Source organism: Stenotrophomonas rhizophila, assembly GCF_001704155.1.
Classification (GTDB): domain Bacteria; phylum Pseudomonadota; class Gammaproteobacteria; order Xanthomonadales; family Xanthomonadaceae; genus Stenotrophomonas; species Stenotrophomonas rhizophila_A.
Map to the genome: position 1 here is coordinate 2,593,287 of NZ_CP016294.1, position 26,427 is coordinate 2,619,713.

Annotated in this window: 26 protein-coding genes and 1 tRNA gene; 6 read left to right on the forward strand and 21 right to left on the reverse strand. The window is 63.8% G+C overall.

The genetic code is table 11. The features are described from left to right. Window positions 1-29 precede the first annotated feature (29 nt). Window positions 30-1,820 (forward strand): putative bifunctional diguanylate cyclase/phosphodiesterase, encoded by a 1,791-nt coding sequence (locus BAY15_RS11615; protein ID WP_083214168.1) that lies wholly within the window; start codon window positions 30-32, stop codon window positions 1,818-1,820. Between the two features lie 50 nt (window positions 1,821-1,870). After that, window positions 1,871-2,107: a DUF1653 domain-containing protein gene (locus BAY15_RS11620; RefSeq protein ID WP_068852713.1), complete on the forward strand. Its 237-nt coding sequence runs from the start codon at window positions 1,871-1,873 to the stop codon at window positions 2,105-2,107. An 80-nt stretch (window positions 2,108-2,187) separates the two neighbouring features. Here the strand turns inward: BAY15_RS11620 and BAY15_RS11625 are convergent, their stop codons facing one another. From BAY15_RS11625 to BAY15_RS11700, 17 genes are all read right to left on the reverse strand, one after another. Continuing rightward, entirely contained in the window at window positions 2,188-3,060 is an 873-nt protein-coding gene (locus BAY15_RS11625; RefSeq protein WP_237334252.1) for a hypothetical protein, read from the reverse strand. A gap of 801 nt (window positions 3,061-3,861) precedes the next feature. Beyond that, window positions 3,862-4,413, reverse strand: a complete 552-nt coding sequence (locus BAY15_RS19665; protein ID WP_335743674.1) for a DUF4189 domain-containing protein — start codon at window positions 4,411-4,413, stop codon at window positions 3,862-3,864. A gap of 287 nt (window positions 4,414-4,700) precedes the next feature. After that, window positions 4,701-5,336, reverse strand: a complete 636-nt coding sequence (locus BAY15_RS19670; protein ID WP_335743675.1) for a DUF4189 domain-containing protein — start codon at window positions 5,334-5,336, stop codon at window positions 4,701-4,703. After that, entirely contained in the window at window positions 5,251-6,393 is a 1,143-nt protein-coding gene (locus BAY15_RS11635; protein ID WP_083214169.1) for a type IV secretion system protein, read from the reverse strand. Before BAY15_RS11635 ends, BAY15_RS19670 begins: the two co-directional genes overlap by 86 nt. Before the next feature lie 78 nt (window positions 6,394-6,471). Next, complete coding sequence (locus BAY15_RS11640; RefSeq protein ID WP_157771742.1) at window positions 6,472-7,281, reverse strand: hypothetical protein; 810 nt, start codon at window positions 7,279-7,281, stop codon at window positions 6,472-6,474. 65 nt (window positions 7,282-7,346) lie between these two features. Next, entirely contained in the window at window positions 7,347-9,794 is a 2,448-nt protein-coding gene (locus tag BAY15_RS11645; RefSeq protein WP_068852720.1) for a VirB4 family type IV secretion/conjugal transfer ATPase, read from the reverse strand. Window positions 9,795-9,883: 89 nt separating this feature from the next. Further along, complete coding sequence (locus tag BAY15_RS11650; protein WP_083214171.1) at window positions 9,884-10,192, reverse strand: type IV secretion system protein VirB3; 309 nt, start codon at window positions 10,190-10,192, stop codon at window positions 9,884-9,886. Then, complete coding sequence (locus BAY15_RS11655; RefSeq protein WP_068852724.1) at window positions 10,185-10,586, reverse strand: TrbC/VirB2 family protein; 402 nt, start codon at window positions 10,584-10,586, stop codon at window positions 10,185-10,187. The genes BAY15_RS11650 and BAY15_RS11655 overlap by 8 nt, the downstream gene beginning before the upstream one ends. Before the next feature lie 45 nt (window positions 10,587-10,631). Beyond that, window positions 10,632-11,585 (reverse strand): lytic transglycosylase domain-containing protein, encoded by a 954-nt coding sequence (locus BAY15_RS11660; RefSeq protein WP_068852727.1) that lies wholly within the window; start codon window positions 11,583-11,585, stop codon window positions 10,632-10,634. Beyond that, a complete protein-coding gene (gene virB11, locus BAY15_RS11665; protein WP_068852730.1) occupies window positions 11,585-12,634 on the reverse strand; it encodes a P-type DNA transfer ATPase VirB11 in 1,050 nt (349 codons plus the stop codon). The genes BAY15_RS11660 and virB11 overlap by 1 nt, the downstream gene beginning before the upstream one ends. 15 nt (window positions 12,635-12,649) lie before the next feature. Next, window positions 12,650-13,903: a TrbI/VirB10 family protein gene (locus BAY15_RS11670; RefSeq protein WP_068852733.1), complete on the reverse strand. Its 1,254-nt coding sequence runs from the start codon at window positions 13,901-13,903 to the stop codon at window positions 12,650-12,652. Continuing rightward, complete coding sequence (locus BAY15_RS11675; protein ID WP_068852735.1) at window positions 13,900-14,676, reverse strand: TrbG/VirB9 family P-type conjugative transfer protein; 777 nt, start codon at window positions 14,674-14,676, stop codon at window positions 13,900-13,902. Before BAY15_RS11675 ends, BAY15_RS11670 begins: the two co-directional genes overlap by 4 nt. Continuing rightward, window positions 14,673-15,794 (reverse strand): VirB8/TrbF family protein, encoded by a 1,122-nt coding sequence (locus BAY15_RS11680; RefSeq protein WP_068852738.1) that lies wholly within the window; start codon window positions 15,792-15,794, stop codon window positions 14,673-14,675. Before BAY15_RS11680 ends, BAY15_RS11675 begins: the two co-directional genes overlap by 4 nt. A 41-nt stretch (window positions 15,795-15,835) precedes the next feature. Further along, window positions 15,836-16,294, reverse strand: coding sequence for a hypothetical protein (locus BAY15_RS11685; protein ID WP_068852741.1), 459 nt, complete (start codon window positions 16,292-16,294; stop codon window positions 15,836-15,838). A 406-nt stretch (window positions 16,295-16,700) separates the two neighbouring features. Further along, window positions 16,701-18,374 (reverse strand): type IV secretory system conjugative DNA transfer family protein, encoded by a 1,674-nt coding sequence (locus BAY15_RS11690; protein ID WP_068852744.1) that lies wholly within the window; start codon window positions 18,372-18,374, stop codon window positions 16,701-16,703. 30 nt (window positions 18,375-18,404) lie between these two features. After that, window positions 18,405-18,668, reverse strand: a complete 264-nt coding sequence (locus BAY15_RS11695; RefSeq protein ID WP_141236186.1) for a hypothetical protein — start codon at window positions 18,666-18,668, stop codon at window positions 18,405-18,407. A gap of 153 nt (window positions 18,669-18,821) precedes the next feature. Next, entirely contained in the window at window positions 18,822-19,250 is a 429-nt protein-coding gene (locus BAY15_RS11700; protein ID WP_068852749.1) for a D-Ala-D-Ala carboxypeptidase family metallohydrolase, read from the reverse strand. A gap of 200 nt (window positions 19,251-19,450) precedes the next feature. On the opposite strand from BAY15_RS11700, the gene BAY15_RS11705 reads away from it, so the two are divergent. Beyond that, complete coding sequence (locus tag BAY15_RS11705; RefSeq protein WP_068852752.1) at window positions 19,451-20,671, forward strand: MFS transporter; 1,221 nt, start codon at window positions 19,451-19,453, stop codon at window positions 20,669-20,671. Between the two features lie 135 nt (window positions 20,672-20,806). After that, window positions 20,807-23,527, forward strand: a complete 2,721-nt coding sequence (locus BAY15_RS11710) for a UvrD-helicase domain-containing protein (RefSeq protein ID WP_068852755.1) — start codon at window positions 20,807-20,809, stop codon at window positions 23,525-23,527. 29 nt (window positions 23,528-23,556) lie between these two features. Here BAY15_RS11710 and BAY15_RS11715 read toward each other — a convergent pair whose 3' ends face one another. Continuing rightward, window positions 23,557-24,465 (reverse strand): NAD(P)/FAD-dependent oxidoreductase, encoded by a 909-nt coding sequence (locus BAY15_RS11715; RefSeq protein WP_068852757.1) that lies wholly within the window; start codon window positions 24,463-24,465, stop codon window positions 23,557-23,559. A gap of 201 nt (window positions 24,466-24,666) precedes the next feature. On the opposite strand from BAY15_RS11715, the gene BAY15_RS11720 reads away from it, so the two are divergent. Together BAY15_RS11720 and BAY15_RS11725 are read left to right on the forward strand one after the other, a co-directional pair. Continuing rightward, window positions 24,667-24,837, forward strand: a complete 171-nt coding sequence (locus tag BAY15_RS11720; RefSeq protein ID WP_068852760.1) for a CsbD family protein — start codon at window positions 24,667-24,669, stop codon at window positions 24,835-24,837. A 248-nt stretch (window positions 24,838-25,085) separates the two neighbouring features. Then, window positions 25,086-25,388 (forward strand): hypothetical protein, encoded by a 303-nt coding sequence (locus tag BAY15_RS11725; RefSeq protein WP_157771743.1) that lies wholly within the window; start codon window positions 25,086-25,088, stop codon window positions 25,386-25,388. 60 nt (window positions 25,389-25,448) lie between these two features. Here BAY15_RS11725 and BAY15_RS11730 read toward each other — a convergent pair whose 3' ends face one another. From BAY15_RS11730 to BAY15_RS11740, 3 genes are all read right to left on the reverse strand, one after another. Beyond that, a complete protein-coding gene (locus BAY15_RS11730; RefSeq protein WP_068852766.1) occupies window positions 25,449-25,691 on the reverse strand; it encodes a hypothetical protein in 243 nt (80 codons plus the stop codon). Further along, a complete protein-coding gene (locus BAY15_RS11735) occupies window positions 25,688-26,251 on the reverse strand; it encodes a hypothetical protein (RefSeq protein WP_157771744.1) in 564 nt (187 codons plus the stop codon). The genes BAY15_RS11730 and BAY15_RS11735 overlap by 4 nt, the downstream gene beginning before the upstream one ends. A gap of 82 nt (window positions 26,252-26,333) precedes the next feature. After that, window positions 26,334-26,423: transfer RNA gene (locus BAY15_RS11740), tRNA-Ser, on the reverse strand. Window positions 26,424-26,427: the final 4 nt, after the last annotated feature.

A 26,427-nucleotide genomic window follows, 5' to 3' on the forward strand; every position in this document is an offset into this window, starting at 1 on the left:
TGCGTACTCCGTTTGACAGGACGCACGGAATGCTCGACCGCAGCCAGGATCTGGAACGCATTGCGCTGATCGAAGCGCTCAACGTGATGGATCCCGCCTTGGGGCGCTCGCTGGACCCGGTCACCGAACTGGCGGCGTTTACCTTCGGCACCGCCATTGCGCTGATCTCCATCGTCGACGCCAACTCGCAGCGCTTCATCTCGCGGGTAGGGCTGGCGCTGGAACGTACCGACCGCCACCATTCAATCTGTTCGTGCGCACTGCAGTCCAGCGGCATCCTGCAGATCGAAGATCTGCGCCAGGACCCTCGTTTCCACGACAACCCGCTGGTGGCCGGCCCCGAGCAGATGCGCTTCTACGCCGGCGCGCCGCTGGTGACCCGAAACGGCATTGCCCTGGGCACGCTGTGCCTGATGGACCGCACCCCGCGCGTGCTGACCGCCGACGAGCAGCGCCAGCTGCAGACCCTGGCGCGGATCGTGGTCAACCAGATGGAACTGAAGATGTCGCTGGGCCGGCGCGAGCCGATCAGCGGGCTGCCCAACCGCCAGCAGTTCCAGGCCGACCTGAGCGTGCTCGGCCACCAGGACGGCGGCAACCAGTTCACCGGCGTGCTGCTGGATGTGTTCGACCTGCAAAGCGCCAATGACGCCGGCCAGGCATTGGGCCTCAAACCGGTGGAATCCCTGCTCCGGCAGGCGTCGCTGCGCGTGCAGGAAGTACTGACCGACGACGTGCAGGTCTACCACGTGGCCTCCACCCGGTTCGCCTTTGTCGTGCGCAACCACGACCACGCGCGGGTCGAGGCGTTGATGCAGCGGCTGCGCGAGCGCATGCGGCGGCCGTTGATGGTCGGCAGCATTCCAATGTCACCGCAGTTCCACGCCGGACTGTGCGATTTCCGTGCCGATCCGGATGAAGCCGGCGACCTGGTGCGCAAATGCATGGTGGCCTTGAACCACGCACTGCAGACCGACGCGTGCCTGTGCTGGTACTCGGCCGACCGCGATGCGCACCTGCGCCGCCGCTACCGGCTTGCCTCGGATGCCGCGCGCGGGCTGGCCCAGGACCAGTTCAGCCTGGTCTACCAGCCGCGCTATGACCTGCGCGATGGCCAGCCGGTGTCGGCCGAAGCGCTGCTGCGCTGGACCCACCCGATGCTGGGACCCATCACCCCGGGTGAGTTCATTCCGGTGCTGGAGTGCACGGCGCTGATGCCGGCGCTCAGCCAGTGGGTGATCGAGCACGCGTTCGCGCAGGCGGCGCGCTGGCAGCAGCTGCTGCCGGGATTCACGCTGTCGATCAACCTGTCCCCCCGCGATTTCGATAACGCCAACCTGTGGACCGGCATGGCCGAGCGCCTGCAGGCGAACGGGCTGGTGCCCTCACAGATTGAAGTAGAGATCACCGAGGGCCAGTGGCTGCACAGCCACCCCGCCGCCCTGCCCCAGCTGCGCGCGATGGCCGCTGCCGGCGTGCGCATCGCCATCGACGACTTCGGCAGTGGATACAGCAACTTCGGGTACCTGAGCGAAGTCCCGATCAGCCACATCAAGGTCGACCAGAGCCTCGTCACCGGCCTGGCGCGCTCGCGTACCGCGCGGCTGAAGGTGGAAGCCATCATCCGGCTCGCCCAGCAGCTGGGCTACCGCACCGTGGCCGAGGGTGTGGAGCATGAGTCCGAACTGTCGCTGCTGCGGCTGTGGGACTGCAACGAGGCGCAGGGGTATTACCTGGCCCGGCCGATGAGTGCCGATGCCGTCACGCAGTTGGTACTGGCCTGTCGCGCCGGGCCGCCGAGCGATATCGACAGCGACTAGGCCGGCGTCGGGTTGCGATAATGGCGGCATTCCGTTATCTGGCGCTTCCCATGTCCGACCTAGTCCCCCTGCCCGTCCTTGCCCCGGGCCACTACCGCCATTTCAAGGGCGGCAACTATCAGGTGATCGACGTGGTGCGCCACAGCGAGACCTTGCTGCCAATGGTGCTGTATCGCCCGCTCGACGAGGACCTGGGACTGTGGGTGAGGCCGTATGAGATGTTCACCGCGCAGGTCGAGGTGGACGGTGTGCTGCGGCCACGGTTCGCGTTGGTGGACCAAAGCTGAGCTGACGCAGTCGTGGCTGTGGACACAAAAAGAAAGCGCCCCGAGGGGCGCTTTTTTGCTACGGGGTCAAAGCCATGGACTCAAGGTGTCGCGGTCACACCCTGGGCCGAGGCGCCGACCACGATGAACGGGTCGCGCCCGGCATCGGCGTAGGCACCGCAGCTGGCGTCGCCCGGTGCCACCGGATCGCACGGCCACACCGCGCGCGGCACGGTATCGCGCGGCTCGAAGCGCTCGCCATTCCAGACCGCGAAGCCCAGGTGCAGCCGGCCCCATTCGCCGTAGCTGCGCGGCTCGGGCTTCTCGGTGGTGCCGACGTCCACATACCAGCGCAACGCGGGGCCAAACTGCAGTTTGCCCGCATCCAGCTGCACGCGTGCGCCGTCGGCGCCGTAACGCTTCCGGTCGGCATCTGACAGCAGCGGCTCTGCCGGCAGCGCCTGCTGGGTGATGTCCACCGGCGCCGCGCCAGCACTCACGCGGTAGACGCGCTGCTGCACCAGCCCCTCGCGGCAGCTGCCGGCCGGCAGACGCACCGTCTTGACTTGCTCGGCGTCGGGGCCGCGGTTGTCGGCACACGCAAACGGGCCGGACACCAGGTACACCGTGGTGGACGGATCAGCGCTTTCGAACGAACGCACCCAGACATCGCCCTGCATCGCCAGGAAGTCCGGGCGCAGCCCGTAGCCCGGGACGGCCTTGAACCAGCCCTTCTGAGAGACCTGGCGCTCGCGCCAAGTGCGCGGCAGCAGCAGTTGCTGTTCCGGAATGGACACCAGCAACGCTGAAAGGTGCGGCGGCAGCGTGCCTTGGCAGGCACCGATCAGGAGGTCCGCCTGGGTGGCCAGACGTGCCGCCAGGTCATTCGGACAACGCGCACCGAGCTGACGCTCGATCTGGTTGTTGTCATTGGCGAGCGTGGGGATAGGCAGCGGGCGCGGAGCGACGGGCACCGGTTCGACCAAAGGTGATGAGTCGCCTCGCGGACTGACCGCAGCAGGAGTGTCCGCAGCTACAGTTGCAGTGTCCGCGTTAACGGGTGCAGAAGGGCTCGCCGGGGGTTGGGCCGCATGAAGTACTCCTGCAACGGACGCAGCACCGATCGGCGCAGCGGGCGCTGCGGCCGGAGCATCAGCGGCGGTCGGGTCACTTAGAGTCGACGCTTCAGCCTCTGCTTCGTCAACCGCAGTGGCTGGTCGCGAGGGCGCCGGCTCCACCGGCCTCGGCTCGATGCCCGGAGTCACCGTCGCAGGCAGGTTGACCAAGGCAGGCTGAGCGACAGCCGCCACCTCCTGCACACCGGTCGATTCAGCGGCAGCGGGTACACCTACCGGGGAAGCAGCACCGCCCCCCTCGTCGACCACCGCTGCCGTCTGGGCATGAGCAGAGCAAAACGCAATCGGCAACAGCACCAGGAAGCATGCCGGAAGTCGAACACCCGAACACCGAGAATGAACCAGTAAATTTCGCATGATGTCGTCCTTGAACCTGAAAAATTAAACTACGAGAAACACTTTCTCAGAAAGCTTCAAACTGCGGTTCGGCGCACGCGGAATACATCTTGCGACAGCCTACCCCTCCGGCCTTGGCGCACAGGTCAGTGCGCCGTCAGTGGAGAGTGTGATCGCACCCCACCTCTTCAGCCAACGTCAGGGTGGGCGCGGGCCGCTTGCCTCCCCACTGTCCGAAGCCGGTGACCAGCGCCGCCTGCACCTCCGCCGCCAGTAACACGGATTCCGTGATCCCGGCTTGCATCAACGAAATGATTTGAATTCAGACAAACTGCACGCCGAGTACACAATTGCGCACTGTTGCCCACCGGAGCTTTGGCACTCAGCCAGAGCATTGGACTTTGCCAGCGTGTCTGTCTCTGCACGACTTGCCACTGTGATTGCACCTGGGCCGCGCGCTCCCACAGGGTCAGCCATTGCTACACACTGGTTGTAGTAAGTTAGACGTATTTCGCACTTCTTACCCCCTTCGTCCTTGCATCTCGAGAGCGCCAGCGAACTCGCCGCCTGCTTGGACTTCTGGGCTACGGAGGCCCCTGTCGCGAGATTCCCCCCCTTGTTCGCCATAGCAGTGTCCTCGGCAATGGCACCCCAACGGGTTTCCCATTTCCCAGTAGCTACGGGTGCGCCAGAACTGCCAGACGCTCCCGAGTTGGCACCCGGGATTGGAGCGCATCCCTGGACGCCTTGACCGCCGATGGGATACTGTCCGGGCGGGCATGCGCCTTCCGCAGATGCCGTCAAAGGTGCAAACATGAGAACAGCGGAAACAATGATCAGTCGCATGATCTGCATTCCAAACTCCGGTTAGCCATCAGCGTTTAATTGGCGGGAGTATTACGGAGTAGGCCCGACGATGTCCCCGCAGATCCCGAATCTCCATCGTTGAGGGAACGCACGGAATACCGGGGCTGCGCAGCCTGCGTGACATTCTGGTTGGAAGTATTCGTCGTCTGCTGCGGCGTGTACGAAACCGGCGGCTGGCCTTGCGGACCTGGCTGTGCTGCCGGCGAACCACCTATCTGGGAATATGCCGTAAAGCTGCCCAGGGTTGCCGACGTGCATTAGCTCTCCAATCCAAACTAGTACTTCTCGAAGTACGGATCTGTGCAACCGGAATAGATTACCTTGCACGTTTCACTTCCAGACTTCTTACAATCAAGCGTCGCTCGCTCAATGGCGGTCTTCTCCTCCGCACCGGTATTCAACTTGGTGCCCTTTCCCTTGTCCGCCTGGATTACAGCAGCGCACTGATTCTTGTATGCAAGTTCAATCTTGCAGTCCTTGGCGCCCCACTGAGAGCACTGCGCAATTGCGTCCTTGGAAGCCTCTGCTTTAGACATCTTTCCCTTGGAAGCACCAGCGTCTCCGGAGCTGGAGACGGCGATTGCTCCCCAAGTCTTGATCCAACGCCCCGTTGGCACGGGAGATCCCGAGTCGCCTCCGCCGCTTGATGGAATGGGCGCACATCCCCCGACGCCCTGCCCGCCAACTGGATACTGGCCAGGAGGGCATCTCCCCTCCGCACTTGCGGACAATGGAATGAACGTGCCGAGAGCCACCATCGCCAAGCAAATGACCCACATACGAACGCCAACCAAGTTCCTGATAGACACTCTCATTTGTCTCCAATCATTGCGACGACCCGCCGGCGAGGCCTCGCTGTCCGGCCTGAGTCTGTGGTGATGCTTCACTGGATCCGAAACGTGAGACGTCATTGGTAGAAACGTTCGACGCCGAATCCACGCGGGCTGGAGCAGGCGGCGTATACGAACCCGGCGGCTGGCCTTGCGGGCCGGCGGCTGCCGAGCCACCTATCTGCGAATATGCCATGAAGCTGCCCAGGGTTCCCTGGAAGAACATCGCGGCCATTGGGGGCGCAGTCAGGATCAGCGTCGTGAGGATCAATCCCATGCCGCCCTGCTGCATGGCCTGGCTGGTCAAGCCATCACTCATTGCATCTGTCAGGAAGAACTTGTTGATCAGTGCCGATGTCCAGAATGCGGCTGAGACGCGGATGACCATGTCCAGCGCGATGGAGACCATGGCCGACAGCACCGCCATCGAGAACATGGTTCCTATGCCGTAGAACAGCCACTTCTGGAAGAACTGTTTTGTCTGGTCAAACAGCAGGCAAAGAATGAACAGAGGCCCGAAACCAATGAACAGCGAAATGGCGACCTGGTAGAGCAGCAGCATTGAACCGGCAGTTACCGCAGGGCCACCGGTACCGAGGCCGATGAACCACATGGCGCGGGTTTTCTCTTCACGCAGGCCACCGTCGTCCAGCACCTTGATGGCATCTACGCTGGACAACGCCACCTGCATCCAAGCGAGGCTCTTGTCGATCTGGTCTTCGGCGGTGCCGCTCTTGCCGGTGACAACGCGGGTGATGAGGCCACCAACGTCCTTGGTCAGGAAGTCGCTGACGCTGCTGCCGAACATCGCCATGGACGTCGCCACGCTGATGATCAGCGCCGCGCGGGCCATGTTGGTGACCAGCACCATCATCGAATCCCGGCTCTGGCCGGTGACGATGCGGTAGCCCTGCACGAGGACCCACAGCGTCATCAGGATGAGGGCAATCCCACCGACCCAGGCCATCATGCGGCCCATCATCTCGATGCCGAAATCGTTGATGCGCTCGCGCAGGTAATCAAGGATCAGCTTGAAGAACACGAAGTCGCCAATCGACTGGACACGCACTGCGTAGCCCAGCAGATCCTGCAATCCGCCTGAGAAATCAAAAACGTTGGCAATCGACCTGATCGACATTTCCACAATCCCTTGGTGATGCTGCTACTGCATTGGGTCCGGCAGTACCTTGCAGACCCGCTGTACCTGCGTGAATACTTACTTGACGCTGAGCGCGCCCTTCAGCGCGGCGGTCTTGACAAGATCGCCAATGACATTCTTGGTGGTGTCGCCCTTGAGTGCGTTCTGGGCGACCACCTTCTGGTTACCCTCCATCACTTCGATGTAGGCATCGTAAGAGCGCATGCGCGACTGCCAGATCTGCGACTGGACCGCCAGGTCATTGGCCATGCGCAGCGACTCACTGTCGGTGCCCTGCACGTTACCCTGGTTGTTGTTCAGAATGCGCAGCTTGAAGATGCGGTTGAGCGAGGACTCCATCTTCGGCACCGAATAGGTCATGAACATCACCGCTTCGTTGTATTTGCGGTTCTGCATCATGCGGATGTTCACGCAGATCTGGGTCTGCTGTTCCTTGAAGTCGTCCTGCGGGTTGAACACGAAGGTCTTGAACAGCCCCATCGGGCTGAAGTCCGCCTTGCTGCCACAGGTTTCCCTGACCAGGTAATTCTCGCCTACCGGGGTCAGTTCAACGCCCTGCGGCATGCCGAAGTCGTTCAGCACCGCCTGCACTTCCACCAGCGCCTGCGCATACTGCTGCAGCGTGCGGATCCAGCGGGTGCGCTGTTCGACATACTCGGCCGCGTCCTGCGCCTTGGAGGCGTACGCGGTGATCTCTGCCTTGTAGGTGTTGATCTGGTTCATGATCTGCTGGTACACGCTCGGGCCGACTTCGACCACGGGCATCGTGTACGCCGGTGCGGGCGCGTTGCACATCAGCACGGTCACCAGCGACAGGGCGGCCAGGCGGAAGCTGAAGTGACGGCGGCGGGTCGTGTTCTTGTTCATGGCAATGTCCATAATTATCTCCATCGAATGCGGCGAAAGCCTGTCCCTGATCGGCCGGGGGACCGTCAGGCAACGGCGTCCTGTCGTGTCCCGGCGGGCTTTCCAGAGCCCTTGCGCTTCCTGTAGAACTCACTGAGCCACTGGTCCGGGGTGAGGTCGGCCTGCGATACCTTCTCGCGCTGGGCGGCGTCGAGCAGGACGCGGTGCATCACGTCGATATTGTCGGTGGAGGCCGAAATCACCGACAGGATGTCGTCCATGCCACGCAGGTTGAGCTGGCACACGCTGGCAGCGTGGCCCTGCTTGACCAGGAAGCAGCGCGAGCGCTCGTCCAGGGCGGTGACCACCTTGAACTCGGACTCGGTCAGCTTCAGGCCGTCGATGTAATCCGAGCGGCTGGCATTGGGGTTGGGCAGCAGGATCAGCGTGGCGGTCTGCTCGATCAGCGCCGCGGCGATATCGCTCTTGAGCGCGTCCTCCGGGCTCTGGGTGGCGAAGATGCCCATGCCGTTCTGCTTACGGATGGTCTTCTGCTTGTTCTTGGCGAACTCCTTCAGGCCGCCCTCGCCGTCCAGGATCTTCCAGAATTCGTCCATCACATAGATCAGCGGACGACCATCGATCAGCGATTCCAGGCGGTGCAGCAGGTAGTTGATGACCGGCACGCGCACTTCAGGGTTGTCGATGATGTCGGTGTAGTCGAAGCCGATGATGTTGGCGCGGCTCAGGTCGACGGTGTCGACCGGGTTGTCGAACACCCAGCCCAGCGAGTTGCCCGAGGTCCACTTGCGCAGGCGCGCATACAGACCGTCGTCGCCCATGTTGGGCAGGCTCTTCTGGAAGTTGGTCATGCTGCGCAGGTGCATGGGGGTGTCGAGCATGTTCTCGACGCCGCGGAAGATGTCCTCTTCCTCGCGAGCGCTGTACTCGTGCTTGTTGGCCAGCACCTTGATCAGGTCGGCCAGGAACTGCACGTTGGCTTCATTGTTCTCGCACTGGAACGGGTTGAAGCCGGTCGCCTGGCCATTCTCCAGCGCCAGGTAGTTGCCGCCGCAGGCGCGCACGAAGATCTCCGCGCCGCGGTCCTTGTCGAAGAAGAAGATGGTCGGCGACGGGTCGTACTTCTGCACCTGGCTGAGCAGGAAGTTGATCAGCGCGGTCTTACCCGTACCGGATTTGCCGATCACCATGGTGTTGGCGATGGCCTTCTCGCCCAGCGAGTTCTCGGACGGGTGGGTGGCGTGGAAGTTGAAGTAGTACGGCTGGCCGTTGGTGGTCTGCAGCGTGGTTACGCAGTCGCCCCACGGGTTGTTGTGCTGCTTGCCGGTGGCGAAGTTGTGCAGCGGCGACAGGCCCAGGAAGTTCAGCGAGCTGATGTTGGCCAGGCGGGTGCGGTAGCGCCAGTTGGCCGGGAACTGCGAATAGAACGAGGCAGTGACGGCCAGGTCTTCCTTGGTCGACACGAACCCGGCGTTGGACAGCTCGGCGCGGGTGGTGGCGATGTTCTGCGAGAGCTTTTCCTGGCTGTCGGCATAGACCGCCATGATGAAGTGGTACTCGCCCAGCACGAAGTTGCCGGAGGAGAGCTGGTCCATCGCCTGGTCGAGCTCGACGATCTGGCTGACCGCCTTGTCGCCGGAGGAGATCATCATGCCCTTGGTACGGTCGAGCACCTTGAGCGCGTCCTGGCGGCCCATCGGGCTGAACGAATGGGTGATGACGTATTCGAAGTCGAGGTACTTCAGGCCGTTGAGCACGCCCGGATAGGTGCCCTCGGCGTATTCCTTGATGTTGAGGATGGCGCCGAAGTGATTGACGCCGTTGGGCGTGCTGATCACGAAATCGCCGGTCTTGGCCGAGAACATGTGGCGGCTGATCGGCAGGTAGTCCTTGACCGGCGCGGACAGCACCGGCACCGGTTCGTCGACCCGGTTGAGCAGGTAGCCGAAGAACTCCAGGGTCTCGGAGAACACCATGCCGTTCTTGGCTTCGTACATGCCCATGCGGTACGGCGAGTAGTCGCGGATCACCGCTTCCACGTTGCCGGCCATTTCCAGCAGCTTGGCCACGGACTGGTCCTGCTCGGCCTGCAGCTGGGTGATGCTGGAGGACTTGTCCATGAAGCGCTTACCGGACACGACCGGCCGGTAGATCATGGTCAGGTACAGCTCGTTCTGCATGATGCGCTGCGAGGAGAGCATGCCCATGTACTGGTCGGACACGTCCTGGTTGAAGCGCTGGGAGAACTTGCTGCTGCCTTTGAGCTGGCGTCGACGGCGGATGTCGTGCACCCAGAAGGCGACGTTGACGAAATCCGGTGCGCGCAGGGTCTGCAGCAGTCGATTGAAGGTGTTGTGGCGGTGTTCGAGCTCCCAATCCTCGCGCCCCACGAAGGGCAGGCCTTCCAGGTGCCAGGTCAGCAGGAAGTCTCCACCCGTGGTCTTGACGACCGTCGGCGCCACATGGGACGACAGGGGAATGAATTCGCTGATCGAGGTGTCGGGACTGAACATGGGCGCTTCCAAAGGGTGCTGCGGGGATGGTGCGGGGCCTGCACCGGGCAGGCGATGTGATCGCCTGCCCGGCCTGTAGCGTGCCGTGGTCAGTCCGACGGCGGCGGCTTGTCGCGGTAATGGTTGGGCGTGAACACCCACATTCCGTCGTGCTGCTGCAGGTTGCGCGCGCGGAACTTGAACTGCAGGCGCAACCCGATCAGGCGGAAGATCATTTCATCGCGCTTTGCCATGTGACGCAGGATGAAGATGGCAATCGGGATGGTGATCAACAGCCGCATGTCGATGTACATGCTCAGCAACAGCAAGCCGCCTGCGACCAGGAAGAACGGGACGTACGGAACGCCCAGAAACATCGCTGGCCGCGTGCAGCCGCGGAACAGGACGTTCTTATGCACTGTAGTACTGGACGGCGTTCATGATGGCGCCGGTGGCGCTGCCGGCGCAGGAGCTGGAACCGCCGTCACCGAGCAGCATCTTGGCGATCTGGCCAGCGGCGCCGATCAGCAGGCCACCGATCAGGATCGGGGCCACATCACCGATGCGCTTGTGGGCGAAGGCAATCTGGTAGCCGGCGAAGATGACGGCGATGGTCACCACGGCGATGGAGGCGATGTTCAGCAGGCCGTTGATGTTGGAGAAGAAGCCGCACACCTTGGTGTCGGTGCCGCCGAAGTTGGTGGACTGGGCGAACACGTCCGGCACGAACACGGCAGCGGCGAAGGCAGCGGCCATCAGCACGGTCTTCAGCGTGCGCTGGGCCTGGGCGATATCGAGGTTGTTACGCTTCATGGTGGGTTTTCCTTGTTGATGGTCTAACACGACTGGATCGGTCCTTCAGAACACGAAGGCTTCATCCCCAGCGGGGATGTTCTGTACCGGCATGGCCTGCGCAGGTGCGGCCTGCGCGGGTAATGCCACCGGGGCATTGCGTTCACTCCAGGCGCGCACCACGACAGGGCCGGCGTCGTTCTGTGCCGGCATGGGCTGCGGTGCGACTGGTTGCTGGGCGATGGGCTGCGGTGCGGGCATCTGGGCGGCCTGCGGCTGCGGCACCACCTGGTCCATGGCGCCCATCACCACGCGTGACAGCGCGGCGTCGGCGGTGCGGACCAGGCCACCGCGCACCATCGCGCCGGTGGAGGGGTAGACCTCGTAGGCACGCGCCGGGTCCACCGGCACGACGGCCTGTGCATACGTGGGCGAGAGCGCCTGCATGGCCTGCACGCGCGCTTCGGCCACGCCCTGCGGCTGGCCGCTGAACTGCGGGTGGTGGGCCACGTCAACCACGCGGCGCTGGGCACGGCTGACCACGTCGATCGGCGCGGCACCGTTGGCGGCGACCATGTTGCCGCGCTGGCGCGAAATGGACGCGAACACCTTCTGCACGTAGCCGTGGCGGAAGCCGGTGGTGAAGTTACCCGAGTAGTAGCAGCTGAAGGACTTGCCCCAGTCCTTGCCCGAGCGGCCATAGCACTCGGCCAGGATGCGCGAGGCGGCCTGCAGGTTCGGGCATTGCTGGAACGCCTTCTCGTACGAGTCCAGCCCGTACTTGGCCAGGTTGTAGCGGTTGACCTGGGCCAGGCCCACCGAGAAGTTGTAGCCCTTCTCTTCCAGCATCCGCACGGTGGCCAGGGCCTCGTCCAGCTGCTTGGGCTGGCGGACCAGCGCGCCGCCAACCACGCCGATGGCGTAGGGGTTGCGCGACGATTCCACGTTGATCACGTGCTGCATCACGTCCATGGACACGGCCATTTCCGGACACACCATGGCTTCAAGACCGGGCAGCATCAGGCGTCACTCCCTGCGGCCAACGCGCGTTCGGGGCTGAAATCGATGCCAGTGATGTAGCGGCTGCCGGCATGCGCCTTGATGTGCACGACCACGTCGATGGTCATCTTCAGCAGGCGCTTGATCACCGAGAACTCCAGGCCGGAGCCTTCCGCCGAGGCCTTCACCATCAGGCCCAGCTGGTCCCAGGTCTGTTCTGGGCTGCCGGCGTGGCAGCTGGTGATCGAGCCGGGATGGCCGGAGGCGCAGTTGCGGATGAAGTAGAACGCTTCATCGCCGCGAAGCTCGGCCAGGATGATGCGGTCCGGCTTCATGCGCAGGCACGCTTCCATGCAGCTCTTGGCGGTGACGTTGCTGGCGCTCTGCCCGCCCTTGGAATACAGCAGGTGCACCACGTTGGGCTGGCTGATGAACAGCTCGCGCGCATCTTCGATGGTGACCAGGCGTTCGTTGGCCGGAATGTGATTGACCAGCGACTTCATGAAGGTGGTCTTGCCGCTGCCGGTGGCACCGGATACCACGATGTTCTTGCGGTACTGCACGGCCTTGCGGAAGAACTCGGCGTAATCGCGGTTCTGGCGCAGGGCGAGCAGTTCCTGGTCCTGTTCGCTCAGCGCGTGGCCCTGCTCCAGGATCTGGTTGAAGAACCCGTCGCTCTGGTACTGCTCCAGGGTCTTGGTGTGCTTGGACGGCAGGCGGATGGTGATCGACACCTTGCCGGCGTCGCACGCCGGCGGGATGACGAACTGGGCGCGCTGGCCGGTCGGGAAGGTCAGCGACACCACCGGATCGACGTCGGTGATGCGCTGGCCGGTGTTGCTTTCATTGACCACGGCGGTACAGAACTGGCGCGCACGCTCGAAGGTCAGCGTGGGAACTTCCACACGCTGCCATCCGTCACGCGTTTCCAGGTACACCTCGCCCGGACGGTTGATGCAGATTTCCGTCACATCGGGCGAAGTCATGTACTGGTGAATACCCAGGACCTCGTACTGGTACCTGAGAAACTCACTGGAAACGTCGGCTACAGGGGCCACTTCGGCGTCCATGTTCTGTCCAGGCGATCAGCGGCGTCGCGGCAGCACGTCGCTGAAATCGACGTCCTTGGCCACGTAGACACTCATCACGGTGCCTTGGTTGATGGTGACGGTGGGCGGGCGACGCTCGCTCATCGCTTCGTTGGCCAGGCGCTCCATGCTGCGCGCGGTGGCGCTCTCATAGGGCGACTGCACGGCAAAACCGTTGCTGCTGATGGTGGTGGTCTCCGGGCCGTGTTCGGCCGCGGCGTATTTGAAGGCGTCCGCGATCAGGCTGATCATCAGCGCCGAGGCGATACGGCTGCCCCAGTGCGCGCTGTAGTCGCCCGGGTGGCCCGCGCCACCGAGCTGGTCGATACCCGGGCTGGACATGGCCACATCGATACCGTTCGGCGTGGTGATGCGGTCCCAGATCACTTCGACGCGCTTGCCCTTCGGGCCGCCGCCATACGCACCGTAGATCTTCGAACCCTTCGGCAGTAGCAGGCTGCGGCCGTTGATCGAATACACCGGTTCGGTCAGCAGGCACGAAGTGAAGCCGGAGACGTCGGTGATGATGCGGGTTTCCAGCACGCAACGCAGGTAGGTGCCGCGCACCAGCAGTGCATCCGGGCTGCGGATGAAGGCAGCGCTGGAGACGTCTTCGACGTCGGGACCGCGGCGGACCTTGGTCGGTGCCGGCTGCTGCGCACCCGGCAGCTGCGCCATCATCGCGCGGGTGTACTCGTCATCGGGACGGCCACCGAGGCCACCCTGCCCTTCGGCCCCAGCCGCCCCATTGCTGCCACCCACGCCGTTGCCCGACGCCATGCGGCGGTCCAGCAGCGACGGCTGACGCGGTTCGTTGGACATGCCCATGTCACTGGGAATGGCCGGCGGCGTGCGGTACGGGTTGTCCTGTTCCGGCGGCGGCAGCGGCGGCAGCATTTCAATGGGCTGCGTATCGGCCACCGGAGCCTGCGGCAGCACCGGCTGCGCGGTCGGCAGTTCCGGGGTGGACACGCGGGCCTGTTCGTTGACCTTGGCCGGACCGTCCTGGTCGTCGCTGCTCTTGCGCAGGAGCAGGAAGCCCATGGCGATGATCAGCACCAGGATGCCGCCCAGGAACGCCAGCGCCTTGCGGTTCAGGCGCTGTTCCTCGGCCGAGCGCAGCTGCGGCGCGGCGGCATCGAGGTTGGGATTGTTGTCGGCCACGTTCTGGCCGTAGTACGGGTTGCTCGGCGCGTCGCCGTCGTCGCGGCCGTGGTTCGGCTCGTTGCCGGGAGTGTTGTGCTGGCTCATTTCTTCACGTTCCTTCGCAGACCAACGACGTTGTCACCGTGACGGATGACCAGGTAGGGATAGGTGCCATGCACGATGAGCGAATTGCCCTCCACCGTCGTGTTGACCACGAAATCCTCACCGTACTCGCTCTCACGGCCGAACACCGCCGGGAAAATGCCCGTCTTGTACTCCGGCGACGCCGGCAGTTTCAGGTAGGTGAAACGGCCATCGTCGTAGGCGTTGACCGGGATCAGCCAGCCCATCTTCTTGGCGCGGCGGGTGGAGTACGAATAGTCGAAGTTGTACTGGCGATCCTTGGCCAGTTCCGAGCTGAGCAGCGGCTTGACCTCTTCATCCACCGCCTGCTGGGCGGTACCGAACTCGGTATCGCTGGGGTAGCTGAAGGCGATCTTGTACTGCACGCCGGCACGGCGCGCCTGTTCCAGCTGGCGCCAATCGGTGGCCACCACCTTCAGTTCGAAGATGTAGGAATGGGTCTCGGTGCGCACCATCATGTTGGTGTCCACGTCGACGTTCTTCGGCTTGAGGTAGAACACGTTCTCGCGACGGGTCAGCTCCCAGCCACTGCTGAAGCCGGTGCTGTAATCCAGGATCTTCTCGTTCGGGCTCAGTTCGATCTGGGTGGTGAGACCCAGGCCGGTGCGCACCGGATAGAGGCGGTCCTGTTCGTATTCGTAGTGGTCGACCACCTGGGCCTTCGCAGGCGCGGAGACCAGGGACATCATCGGCACCAAGGCCAATGCGGCCCACCAAAGTTTGCTACTACTCATCGGTTGCTTGCTCCCTCAGCAGTTCCGGTGGAAATGTTCTGTGCCGGCACGTTGGCCGGTTGCCGCGGCGCGACTTGTCCTGGTATCGCCTGGCCCGGCACTACCTGCCCGGGGTATTGCTGCTGCATTGGCTGCGCGGGCACCTGGCCCGGCACCGTCATCTGGCCCGGTACCTGCTGCCCCGGCACCACCATCTGGCCGGGGACGGCCTGGGCCGGCACCGCAACCGGCTGGCCGGTGGCCGGATCGATCATGGTGGCGGTGGCCGGGTTGTTCGGGTCGTACACCGGCGCTGCCGCGGCGGCAGCCGCTGCCGCCTGCGCCGCCTGGGCCGCGGCCGCCTGGTTGGCCTGCCTGGCCATGTCGGCGTCGTCGGGCACCGGCACGCCACGGGCGTAGTCGTTGTCGACGCGGTATTCGGTCACCTGGAACGCCAGCGGATTGAGGATCCGGTCCTGTTCGCTCAGCGCCAGGTCGGTGCGGTAATCAAAGCGCATCGTGACCAGCTTGTTGTCCAGGAACTGGGAAACCCCAGTGGTCTTGTCGAGCAGGCTGCGCTGGATGCGCACCGAGGCACCGCGGAAGCTGCCGTTGCCTTCGGCGGCCAGCGGCGTGATGCTCAGGATCTTGACCCGGATCGCCTTGTTGGTGCCGTACACGAACACCGGGTTCTGCGGATTGTTGTTCGCATAGCGCTGGCGCTGGGTGGCGGCCACCGGCTCGGACGACATCGTGAACACCAGGTCCCAATCGCGCAGGCCCATCACCGCCGAGTCGAACGACTCGCGCGCCAGCACGTACTGGGCCACGTTGCTCCGGTTGATGGCTTCGTTGGCGGTGATCGATCCGTCACCGAAATTACCCGCCAACCGGGCCACGGTTGCGTTGCCGGTGTAGGCGTCGGCCATCACCAGGAACGGCACCTTCTCCTTCAGCGGCAGCATGTAGTAATAGCCGCCGGCCAACGCCAGCGACATCACCAGTGAACCGGTCGCCACCCACCAGGCGCGGCGCTCGCTGCGGCGCGCCATGTCGGCAACGGTCAACTCGTAGCTCACCGCCTTGGCGACCGCCTGGTCGACCTTGGGGGTGTTGCCTGTTTCCTTCTTTCGGAACATGGGGTCATCCGTACTGCTGGAAAATCAAGGGGCCGCGGAACTCAGCTTCCGCTGGACGCGTCGACACTGCCGGCGGCAGCGGTCGGCGATGCGGCGGAGGCGGACTGCACGACGATCTGGTTGCCGACGATGGACACCGACACGCCCTGCCCTGCATAGGCGGCAGTGAGATCGATCATCGCCTGCTGCGGATTGGTGGTGCCGATCGTGGAGACCGCGCCATACAGCGTGTAATCGGAGCTGATGCGGTAATCCAGCGTCATCCCCGAATCCTTGGCCCAGCGTTCAAGCATGGTCTTCAAGGTGCCATCCATGGGCGAGGCCTGGTACACGTAGCTGGTGTACAGCGGAATTTCCATGGTGGTGCTGGCGAAGCGGTTCACCGGCTTCCAGCGACCGCCAAAATCCGGCGCGTCGGGAGTCGCACAACCGGCGAGCAGCAGCACGGCAACGGCGGTGGCAACGCTGATGGATCCCTTTGACAGAAACGCTTGCTTCATACGAACTTCCCTATGACGTACGGAATAGCGGCTTTTAACCGGGAAAAAACGGCAACACGCTGACGTGTCATGGCCTGCGGTCAGGCCCGACAACGCAACGTTGGATGCGAGCAACACCTTTCACCGGTGCAACCGGGCCCCCGCCCCGTCTGGTGTGTAAACGCCCCGAACGCCTGTCCGGCCCCTGCGCCTGCACACCCAACCCGAGAAAAGCCATCCATGTTCCTCTTGACTGCTTCAGTGCATGTCTTCCAGCACTGGTCTCAACAACAAATTCATGACGTACAGAACGTCCATCACAAATACGATGCCACACATTCGCGTCAAATCAACGTCAAAAGCGACAATTTTTTAACGTTCATCCCGTGTTTCTTTGACGCACGTCACATGCCTTCACATATGACGGTTACAGATCCAACGTCGGCACCGACGTCTTCGGCAACAGACGCGATGTGAAGTAGCGGTCCTGGTAATACTTGATCTTGTCGCACTTGACCGGATGCGGAATGCCCTCGTAGAGGAACACTTCGTGATCGTTGCCCATCGCCTTCAGCTCCTGCGGCAGCATCAGCGCGCGCCGCTCTTCGGTAAAGCTGTGGGTCTTTTCACGGGCGTGCGTGACATTCTTCCTGCGCACGGTGGTGTAGCCGAGCATTTCCGAATAGTCGTTGGCATCCTGCTGCTCACGCGGCGCGTAGAGGATCTGCAGGGCGTGGTTGGTGATGATGGTGCGCGAGACGTCCCTGCCGTAGGTGGCGTCCAGCTGGGCCATGCTCTGGATGATGGGCAGCAGGCGCACGTTGTAACCGGCCATGTAGGACACCGCCGAGGCGATGATGTCCACCTTGCCGATCGCGGTGAATTCGTCCATCAACAGCAGGCACTGATACTTCAGGTCCGGGTTGGACTTGGGCAGTTCCTTGGTATTGAGGTTGATGATCTGGCTGAAGAACAGGTTGATGATCAGCCGGCTTTCGGCCAGCTTGTTGGGCTGGATGCCGATGTAGATGGTCATCTTCTTCCTGCGCAGGTCGGTCAGCAGGAAGTCGTTGGCGCTGGTGGCCTTGTCCAGCACCGGGTTGATCCAGGCGTTCAAGGGCTCCTTGAACGTGCCCATGATCGACGCGAAGGTTTCATCGGCCTGCGACAGCAGGTTGGCGAATGCCGAACGCGCATTGCCGCTCAGGAACTTCTGTTCGGACAGGGCTTTCAGGTACTTCTTCAGGTCGCTGCCATCGCCGGTGGACAGGCGGAACACCGCGCCCAGCGTCGGCGTGCCCTGCCCGCCGGGGAAGCCCTGGCGACGCTCGTCGTCCCAGTTCTCGAACAGGTACAGGGTGAAGGCCATGAACGCATTGCGCGCCTGGCTGATCCAGAACTTCTGCTCGTCCGAACCATCCGGGTACAGCATCGCGGCGATGCTCATCAGTTCCGAGACGCGGAAGGCCTGGTCGTCGGAGACGTAGCTGAGCGGGTTCCAGCGATGGGTGCGGCGGTCTTCGGCAAACGGATTGAACAGGAACACCTCATGGCCCTGGCTGGCACGCCAGCCGCTGGTGAGGTCGAAGTTTTCCTGCTTGATGTCCAGCACCACCACCGACTCGCCGTACTCGAGCAGGTTGGGAATGACCACGCCCACGCCCTTGCCGGAGCGGGTGGGTGCGGCCAGGATCACGAACTGCTGGCCGCTCAGGCGCACCAGCTTGCCGCCGAAGCTGCCGACCACGATGCCGTTGTCGGTCTTCTTGAACAGACCGTGCCTGGCCAGGTCGGCGGCGTCCGCGAAGCGGGCATCGCCATGCAGGGATTTCTTCTTCGGCTTCAGCACGAAGAACAGCGCAACCAGGCAGGCCACGATCGGCAGGCTGAAACCCACCACGCCCGCCGCTTTGATCTTGGTCAGGTACGGCGCAACCGCCGGCTGGTCCATCGCCTGGACGTACTGGTAATAGGTATTCCACTTGAACAGCCCGGTATCGAGGCCGAGGAACAGCAGCGTGAGGTAGCCGGCAAGGCAGTAGCCAACAAGTGCGGTCAAGAGGATGACAACAGCGGTGACAACGATCTTCTGCGTGGACAAACCCAATCCTCCATGACGCGCCCGAAGGCGCTACGACTTACGCCGACGCCTGCGTGGCGCCGCGCGTGTACCGGTTGCTTCAACTTCCCCAAGGGCCGTCTTCGCTTCCTCGCGCAACAGCGACCAGTGCAGGTGCGCCTCATCAAGCGACACCACATCGGTCAGCCGCGCGCCGTCGGAAGTGAGGACGGCGAAGCCGAACACATCGGCCGGACTGTAGACCGGCGAATATGTCAAAGCCACCAGCTGAAACCTGCCATCTACCCGCAGTGCGTGAGGGAATTGCACCATCACGCACGCTCCCTCGGGTCGATGCCAATGCGCGCATGCTAATGCACGTTTACGGCGATGCCAATCAGAAATTACTTACAATACAGCTGTGAATACAGGTGTACTCGCAACAATGTTGCGCGTGGCGGGACAATGTAACGAGATCGCGTTCAACACTCATCGCACGCCGTGAAGATAGCGTGTACTTCCCGCACGTCTCACCGCGGTCAGTTGTTGTCGCCGGGGTTGCGGTGCATGGGACACATGCACCCACTCACCGAATTCTTCGATGAGCTGGTCGAACGGAAGTTGCAGCGCGACGATGCGTCTCGCCAGCGCCATGGAGCTCATCCCCTCCACCTGGATGTCTGCGGCCTGGCCACTGCGGTGCTGGCTGTCAGCCACCCCGCCTACGGCGCGATTGACCGCGGCCGAGCGGAAGCCGGACGTGATGTACACCGGTTTACCAATCGAATCGCGCAACGGCTGCAGCACGTGCACAGCCAGAGCCTGTAGTGCGGCGCGCTCTGCACGGTTGGGCACGTTGGGCAGCCCGGTCGCGGTCCGGGTGAACTCTTCGAGATGGAAGTTCGCCGTCAGCAGCATCGGCTTGCACGCGCGGAATGGGATGGTCCAAGCGTGAAGCGTACGCGCCGCGTCACCGTGAAGGCTGCGTGAAGAAGAGGCGAAGCCGGTCCTCGGTTCCAGCGGCCACGCCACAGCATTCCAGCACCGGATACCGTAATTCCAGCCATATGTTGCGCCGCAGCAGTACAATAGGTTGCTTCATTCTCCGCCTGCTGCCCATGAGCCCCACTCCCCTCCCCCTGGCCGCGCGCCTCACCGCGCGCCAGCGCACGCTGATCATCCTGGCGCTGTCGCTCGGCGGCTTCGCCATCGGCACCAGCGAATTCGCCAGCATGGGCCTGATGCTGGAGATCAGCCGCGGGCTGTCGATCAGCGAGACCCAGGTCGGCCACCTGATCAGTGCCTATGCCATCGGCGTGGTGGTGGGTGCACCGGTGCTGGCCTTCGCCGGCGCGGGGTATGCACGCCGCACGTTGCTGCTGGGCTTGATGGGTTTCTATGCCGTGGGCAACCTCGCCAGCGCGCTGGCCCCGGATTACACGACAATGTTGATCGCCCGCTTCATCGCGGGCCTGCCGCATGGCGCCTACTTCGGCGTGGCCATGCTGGTGGCCGCCGCGATCAGTCCGCCGGCGCAGCGTGGCGCCGCCGTATCGAAGGTGCTGCTTGGCCTGTCGGTGGCGATCCTGGTCGGCAATCCGCTCACCACCTGGTTGGGCCAGCAGTTGAGCTGGCGCACCGCGTTCGCGCTGGTGAGCGTGCTGGCGATTGCCACGGTGCTGATGATTGCCCGCTTCCTGCTGCCGGACCCGGATGAAGTGCGGACCTCGCCGATGCGCGAGCTGCGCGCGTTCAACCGGCCACAGGTGTGGCTGGCGCTGGCGATCGGCTCGGTGGGCTTTGCCGGCATGTTCTGCGTGTTTACCTACCTGGCGCCGACGCTGGTGCAGGTGACCGGCCTGGCCGAATCGTGGATGCCGGTGGCGGTGGGCATCTTCGGCATCGGCGCGATCATCGGCAATGTCGCCGGTGGCTGGCTGGTGGACCGCTTCCAGTTCCGGGCGGCCGCGATCGTGCTGCTGTGGTCGATCGTGGTGCTGCTGGCCTATCCGCTGGCCGCCAACTCGGTCTGGACGATCTTCCCGATGATCATCGCGGTGGGCACGATGGGCGCCCTCGCCGCCGTGCTGCAGACCCGGTTGATGGACGTGGCCGGCGAAGCGCAGACCCTGGCCGCGGCGTCCAACCATGCCGCGTTCAATACCGCCAATGCACTGGGCCCGTGGTTCGGTGGCATGGCCATCGGCGCCGGCTTCAGCCCCGCCGTGACCGGCTATGTCGGTGCGGCCACCGCGCTGGGCGGCCTGCTGTTGTGGGTCGTGGCAGTACTGGTGCAGCGCCAGTCGCGCACCGGTGCCGTGGTGGCCTGCGAGCGCTGATCCGCGAACGTGGCGCCGCGCTGAAGAAGCCCCGCTCCGGCGGGGCTTTTTGGTTGGGATTTTCCTATCATGGCGGCCCACCTTTCCCCGGTGCCGGCCCGTTCCGGTACGTGGCCCGCTTTCCTGGATGTACCGATGATCCACGACTGGTCCCCTTCCCCGTGGGGCCGACGCCTCTCGCGTTCGCCGGACTGGCGGCTGCGCCGGCTCGATGACCGTTTCGAGCTCACCGTCGACGCGCAGGTGTATTCCCTGCCGGTCAGCGCAACCCAGGCGTGGCACCTGCAGCGCGGTGCGGTATGGACCACGCTGTGCATGTCGACCGACGAGGGTGAGCTTCGCCTGGGCGGGCTCCCCAACGCGCAGGCGCATGAACTGGAAGCGCTGTGGAGCGCCAGTGCGCAGATCCATCGACAGGACCACGCGGTGGGCGAGGCCAATGCAGCCTTGGCGCAGATCCGTGAGTGGCTGCAACAGGTCGACGCGGTGATGGCGGGTGCCGATGCCGCGGACCGCTGGCTGACCCAGGAACACCAGCATGCACTGCTGTACGCGCGCCCGGTGCTGGCGCTAGACGACGATGCGCTGTGGGCGGTGTTCGACGATCCTGCGCTGCGCCCGCAGCTTGATGGGACCGCTGCGATGATCGAGGACGACCTGCTGCGCTGGTCGGGCGACTGGACGGCGGTGTGGGCGTCACGCAATGAAGCGCACCTGCAACGCGAACGGACCGATGCGGCGGCGCTGCTGGGCCGCGTGGAGCGGCTGCCCCTCAGCGACGAGCAGGCACGCGCGGTATTGTGCTTCGACAGCCGGATGCTGGTGGTGGCCGCCGCCGGCTCTGGCAAGACCTCGACGATGGTGGCCAAGGCGGCCTACGCCGTCGAGCGCGGCCTGATGGCACCGGACCAGATCGTGATGCTGGCCTTCAACCGCGAAGCAGCCGGCGAACTGCAGCAGCGCACCAGCGCCGCCTTCGAACGGCTGGGCCTGCCTGTCGGCGACGTCACCGCCTGTACCTTCCACGCGCTCGGTCGGCAGATCATCGGCAAGGTCACCGGGCGCATGCCGGAGGTGCCTGCGTGGGCGGTGGACGCCGCCCAGGGCTTCGAACAGCTGGCCGACATCATCGACCGCCTCAAGGACCGGTCGCTGCACTTCCGCACCCAGTGGGACATGTTCCGGCTGGTGTTCGCGCGCGACCTGCCGCCGCAGGGCCAGGCCGCGCCGGCCGACGGCTGGGACGCCGAGGGCCACCGCTATGTGCGCACGCTCCGTGGCGAACGGGTGGGCAACATCGAAGAATGCGTGATTGCCGACTGGCTGTTCTACAACGGCGTTGAATACACCTACGAACCGCACCCGGTGCTGGATACCACTACCGATACCTGGCAACCGGGGCGCGCGGACTTCTTCTATCCGGGCACGACGCTGTACCACACGCATCGCACGGGTGACGGCGCCGATCCGCACCCGCGCGGCCGCGATGCGATGCAACTGCAGACCAGCAGCGGACAGCTGCGCAGCGGCGCGCTGTTCGAGGCACTCGAAACGGCGTTGAGCGCGCACCGCATCGAGCTCGACCCCAACCCGGACCGCGAGCTGCCTGCGGAGGGTGCAAAGCCGATGCCGGACAGCGACCTCATTGGCCTGCTGCGTACCTTCATCAGCCACGCCAAGAGCAACGGCCTTGCCGTGGCCGACCTGGCCGGGCGCCTGCGCGAGCTGCCCGAGGACCGCTTCAAGCACCGCTACCGGCTGTTCCTCGAACTGGCCACGCCGATCCTGCACGCCTGGGACGATGCGCTGGCAGCCGAGAATGCCATCGACTTCGAGGACATGCTCAACCAGGCCGCCGAACATCTCGAACAGGGCCGCTACGCATCGCCCTATCTGCTGGTGATGGCCGATGAGTTCCAGGATGCCTCGCGTGCCCGTGCGCGGCTGTGCCGGGCACTGGTGGAGGCGCCGGGGCGGCACCTGTTCGCGGTGGGCGACGACTGGCAGTCGATCAACCGCTTCGCCGGCGCGGATGTGAGCTGCATGACCCACTTCGAAGCGACCTTCGGGCCGTCGCAGATCCTGCACCTCACCCGCACCTTTCGCTGCCCGCAGGCGTTGTGCGACGCCTCGAGCCGCTTCGTCTCAAGGAACCCCGGGCAGATCGCCAAGCAGGTGCGCTCGCTGGCACCGGTACAGGGCCCGGTCCTGCAGGCCTTCCAGGTGGCCGCGCGCGACCGCCTGCAGGATGCGATCTACCAATACCTGCAGCGACTGCAGCAGCAGCTTCAGAGCGGGGCCATGGCGCCCGGCCGCGATGGCCGGTTGTCGGTGTTCATCGTAGGGCGGTACAACGCCGAGCGCGCGTTCCTTCCCTCGCACTGGGCGGCGCGCTTCGGCGCACACCTGCAGCTGAGCTTCCTCACCGCGCACCGCGCGAAGGGCGCCGAGGCCGATATCGTGATCCTGCCGGCCATGCTCGACCGCAGCTTCCCGAGTGCCCGCGCCGATGATCCGGTGCTGGCGCTGGCAATGCCGCATGCCGATGCGTATCCGCTCAGCGAGGAGCGCCGCCTGTTCTATGTCGCATTGACCCGCGCGCGACGCTCGGTGGTCATGTTTACCGTGCAGGGCAAACGCTCGCCGTTCCTCGACGAGCTGGTCCACGATGGCGCCGTGGAGATCACGGCCGCCAACGGCGAGCCGATCCGCGAGCAGGCCTGCCCGGCGTGCGATGGCGGGGTGATCGTGCAGCGCACCGGGCCCTATGGCGAGTTCGCCTCATGCTCGGGCTACCCGCGCTGCCAGTACAAACCGCGACAGACGGCGGCGGCAACGGCAACTGCACCACGGTAGCGCCACGCCCTGCGTGGCTGACGCATCAATCAATCAAGCAATCCCAGCAGCGACCGGTGCACCGCAACCCCGACCAATGCACCCTCGCCCACCGCCAAGGCGATGCTGCCGGCCATCCGCCCGGCATCACCACAGGCAAACACGCCCGGCACCGTGGTCTGCTTGGCCGAATCGGCCGTGATGCAGCCGGCATCCATCAGCTCGCAGCCAAGCTGTTCGGCCAGGTCGCAGGACAACGTCGACGTCGGCAGCAGGAACAGCGCATCGAGCACCACACGGCGGTCGTCGGCCAGCACCACGGTGGCCGTGTCTTCGACACGTTGGACGCGGGTCGATTCGATCACCACGCCGCATGCATCGAGCCGCTCGCGCTTTTCCGGATCGATGCTACCCGGGTCCGGGCAGAACAGGGTGATCTTTCCCCAGTCGCACAGCAGCAGCGCCTGCCCGACGCCACCATCCTTGGCGCAGCCGAGCACGCCGATGTTGCCTTCGTACAACTCATAGCCATGGCAGTAGGGGCAGTGGTAGACACTGCGGCCCCAGCGCTCGGCCAGGCCATCGACGGGCGGTAATGTATCGGTTACGCCATATGCCAGCACCAGCCGGTCGGCGGCGAACGTGCGGCCGTCGTCGCAGTCCACCTCGAACGAAACGCCTTCCTCCACGACGCGGGCGCTCGCGGCCTTGCCCTCCACCCAGGTCACGGTGGGATAGGTAAGCAGTTCGGTGCGCGCCTGCGCGGCGATTTCCGCCGGATGCATGCCTTCCCGGCCGATGAAGCCGTGCGCTTCGAGGGAATTGCGGTTGCGCGGCAGGCCACTGTCGATCACCAGCACGCTGCGCCGGGCCCGGACCAGCTGCAGGGCGGCCGACATGCCCGCGTAGCTGCCGCCGATGATGATGACGTCGAAATGGTCTTGCGCTGTACGGCTCATGCGCGGGTGGTACCTGTGTAGATGGATTTCGGCAGCATACGGTTGCCGCGTGAAGTACCGCTCACGTGCTTGCGGCACGCAGCGTCAAATGAACAGTTGCCTAGTGTTCGCGCCGCGTGAGGCCGGGATTCACTGCTTCGCTACCGGGTTCCAAGCAGGATCGATTCACCCACAACGGGTTCAACCACGAGGTAATTGAACATGGACAAGAATCGTACTGAAGGCGCGAAGAACCAGGTCAAGGGCACCGTGAAGGAAGTAGCTGGCAAGGTGACCGGCGACAAGTCGCAGGAACTGGAAGGCAAGGTCCAGAAGGAAGTCGGCAAGGTGCAGAGCGACGTGGGCAAGGCCCGCGATAACGCGCGCCATTGATGCCGGTGCCACGCATGGCGTGGCATTGCGTCACCCCCATGAAAGACGCCCCTTCCTGGGGCGTTTTCTTTTTGCGGTTTTCTGCTTCGACATCCGGCGCTCTCCGCCAGATACGCAAAACGCCTGCCGGTGCTGGTCATACACCGTCAACGCGACAGGGGCATGCTGAATGTTCGTGCGGGAGAATAAGTATGCGGATATCGGGCAGTTTTCTTGCAGCAAGTGCTGTCACGCTGAAGGTAGGCGTCGTGTTCTGGGTCCTGGTGGCCTGGCGGACTCCGGGGGGCGAGCCTTGGGACGCGCCCGCGTTCTGGACCGTCGTCTATCCCATCGCACTGGGGATCGCCGCGGCTCTAGGCGCGTGCTTTCCCCGGCATGCGTGGCTGTGGGGCCTGCTGTTCATGGCGCTGCAGGTGCCAGTGGCGGCCATGGCGTCGGGCTTTGGCCCGATGTTGCTGGCCGGACTGGTATACGCAGCGGTGCTGGCGGTGCCCGCGATGGCTATCGCGGCAGCGGTGGGGGCGCTGCGTCGCCGCCTGCATGAGGCTTGAGGCACAGATCGCCAAGGCCGCCGCCGCGCAACATCCAAGCACATTCATGTAGTTCAGCTCCTAAAGCGAATGGTTTGGTAGGAAGTGAACGACAGTCCTTGCTATAGCAGCAATGGGGAGCGCGATGCTTAGGGCCCGGGTCAAACGGTTCCCCGCATTGGCTTGGAATGGAATCCAGATGACTAAAGCGATAGTGATCAGCGAGAAGATCACCACTGCTTTGCCGCTTGCCATCATCGCCAGACACAAGGCGATAAACGCAAACAACTCAAGAACAAGTTCGATGTAAGTACGTCTATTCATCTTTTTCCGTCTTGCTTGGGCTGGGAGTCGTCCATGACCGCGATGGAAGCTTGCAGCCGACAAATGATATCACGACTCATTCGCAATTGAGGCGGATCCAAACAGGCCACTGTCAGACTGCCTTGAGTGGAAAGCTTGGCTTCCACATGCGCGACAAGCTCAAGACTTCGATATGGCGAGACTGCGAGCACATTTTGAGCGTGGATGGATTCCACAGCGCCCGGGCTCTCGATCTGCTGCTGCAAGTTGACCGTGGCGTCTGGGGAGCCGCTCCAGTTCAACGTGAGCTCCTGTAACTTCCCGGCGTTCGTCAGTCGAGCGAGGACCACGTCACCATCCGTCTTGCTGGGCTTGACCACGCGTTGATCCTTCAACTGTGCGAAGAGTCGAGCACAGCCGATGAAAGGACGACCGCACGCACGTGGCCTGGGCCAGATACTTGGTCCGGAGGTACGCTTGATAAGCCGGCAGTCGAGCACGACGCGAAGTTCGACGGGGACTCGCTGGACGAAGGACCAGCGGCCGATGGCGGGCCGGCTCAGACGACGAGCGATGCGCATGCGAGTGATTCCTCTGCATGCTTCCTGCCTTCCAATCGACTCAAACTAAGATTTCAATCCAGATCACTTTTTCAGGATCTAGTGGCGGAGAGAGTGGGATTCGAACCCACGGAAGGAATGACCCTTCGCCGGTTTTCAAGACCGGTGCCTTAAACCGCTCGGCCATCTCTCCGGAT

What these genes read in the sequence shown, in the direction of transcription:
- BAY15_RS11615 (WP_083214168.1), top strand. Translation starts at nt 30, where the DNA reads ATGCTCGACCGCAGCCAGGATCTGGAACGCATTGCGCTGATCGAAGCG.
- BAY15_RS11620 (WP_068852713.1), top strand. Translation starts at nt 1,871, where the DNA reads ATGTCCGACCTAGTCCCCCTGCCCGTCCTTGCCCCGGGCCACTACCGC.
- BAY15_RS19665 (WP_335743674.1), bottom strand. Translation starts at nt 4,413, where the DNA reads ATGCAGATCATGCGACTGATCATTGTTTCCGCTGTTCTCATGTTTGCA.
- BAY15_RS19670 (WP_335743675.1), bottom strand. Translation starts at nt 5,336, where the DNA reads ATGACGTCTCACGTTTCGGATCCAGTGAAGCATCACCACAGACTCAGG.
- BAY15_RS11635 (WP_083214169.1), bottom strand. Translation starts at nt 6,393, where the DNA reads ATGTCGATCAGGTCGATTGCCAACGTTTTTGATTTCTCAGGCGGATTG.
- BAY15_RS11640 (WP_157771742.1), bottom strand. Translation starts at nt 7,281, where the DNA reads ATGAACAAGAACACGACCCGCCGCCGTCACTTCAGCTTCCGCCTGGCC.
- BAY15_RS11645 (WP_068852720.1), bottom strand. Translation starts at nt 9,794, where the DNA reads ATGTTCAGTCCCGACACCTCGATCAGCGAATTCATTCCCCTGTCGTCC.
- BAY15_RS11655 (WP_068852724.1), bottom strand. Translation starts at nt 10,586, where the DNA reads ATGAAGCGTAACAACCTCGATATCGCCCAGGCCCAGCGCACGCTGAAG.
- BAY15_RS11660 (WP_068852727.1), bottom strand. Translation starts at nt 11,585, where the DNA reads ATGCTGCCCGGTCTTGAAGCCATGGTGTGTCCGGAAATGGCCGTGTCC.
- virB11 (WP_068852730.1), bottom strand. Translation starts at nt 12,634, where the DNA reads ATGGACGCCGAAGTGGCCCCTGTAGCCGACGTTTCCAGTGAGTTTCTC.
- BAY15_RS11670 (WP_068852733.1), bottom strand. Translation starts at nt 13,903, where the DNA reads ATGAGCCAGCACAACACTCCCGGCAACGAGCCGAACCACGGCCGCGAC.
- BAY15_RS11675 (WP_068852735.1), bottom strand. Translation starts at nt 14,676, where the DNA reads ATGAGTAGTAGCAAACTTTGGTGGGCCGCATTGGCCTTGGTGCCGATG.
- BAY15_RS11680 (WP_068852738.1), bottom strand. Translation starts at nt 15,794, where the DNA reads ATGTTCCGAAAGAAGGAAACAGGCAACACCCCCAAGGTCGACCAGGCG.
- BAY15_RS11685 (WP_068852741.1), bottom strand. Translation starts at nt 16,294, where the DNA reads ATGAAGCAAGCGTTTCTGTCAAAGGGATCCATCAGCGTTGCCACCGCC.
- BAY15_RS11700 (WP_068852749.1), bottom strand. Translation starts at nt 19,250, where the DNA reads ATGCTGCTGACGGCGAACTTCCATCTCGAAGAGTTCACCCGGACCGCG.
- BAY15_RS11705 (WP_068852752.1), top strand. Translation starts at nt 19,451, where the DNA reads ATGAGCCCCACTCCCCTCCCCCTGGCCGCGCGCCTCACCGCGCGCCAG.
- BAY15_RS11710 (WP_068852755.1), top strand. Translation starts at nt 20,807, where the DNA reads ATGATCCACGACTGGTCCCCTTCCCCGTGGGGCCGACGCCTCTCGCGT.
- BAY15_RS11715 (WP_068852757.1), bottom strand. Translation starts at nt 24,465, where the DNA reads ATGAGCCGTACAGCGCAAGACCATTTCGACGTCATCATCATCGGCGGC.
- BAY15_RS11720 (WP_068852760.1), top strand. Translation starts at nt 24,667, where the DNA reads ATGGACAAGAATCGTACTGAAGGCGCGAAGAACCAGGTCAAGGGCACC.
- BAY15_RS11730 (WP_068852766.1), bottom strand. Translation starts at nt 25,691, where the DNA reads ATGAATAGACGTACTTACATCGAACTTGTTCTTGAGTTGTTTGCGTTT.
- BAY15_RS11735 (WP_157771744.1), bottom strand. Translation starts at nt 26,251, where the DNA reads ATGCGCATCGCTCGTCGTCTGAGCCGGCCCGCCATCGGCCGCTGGTCC.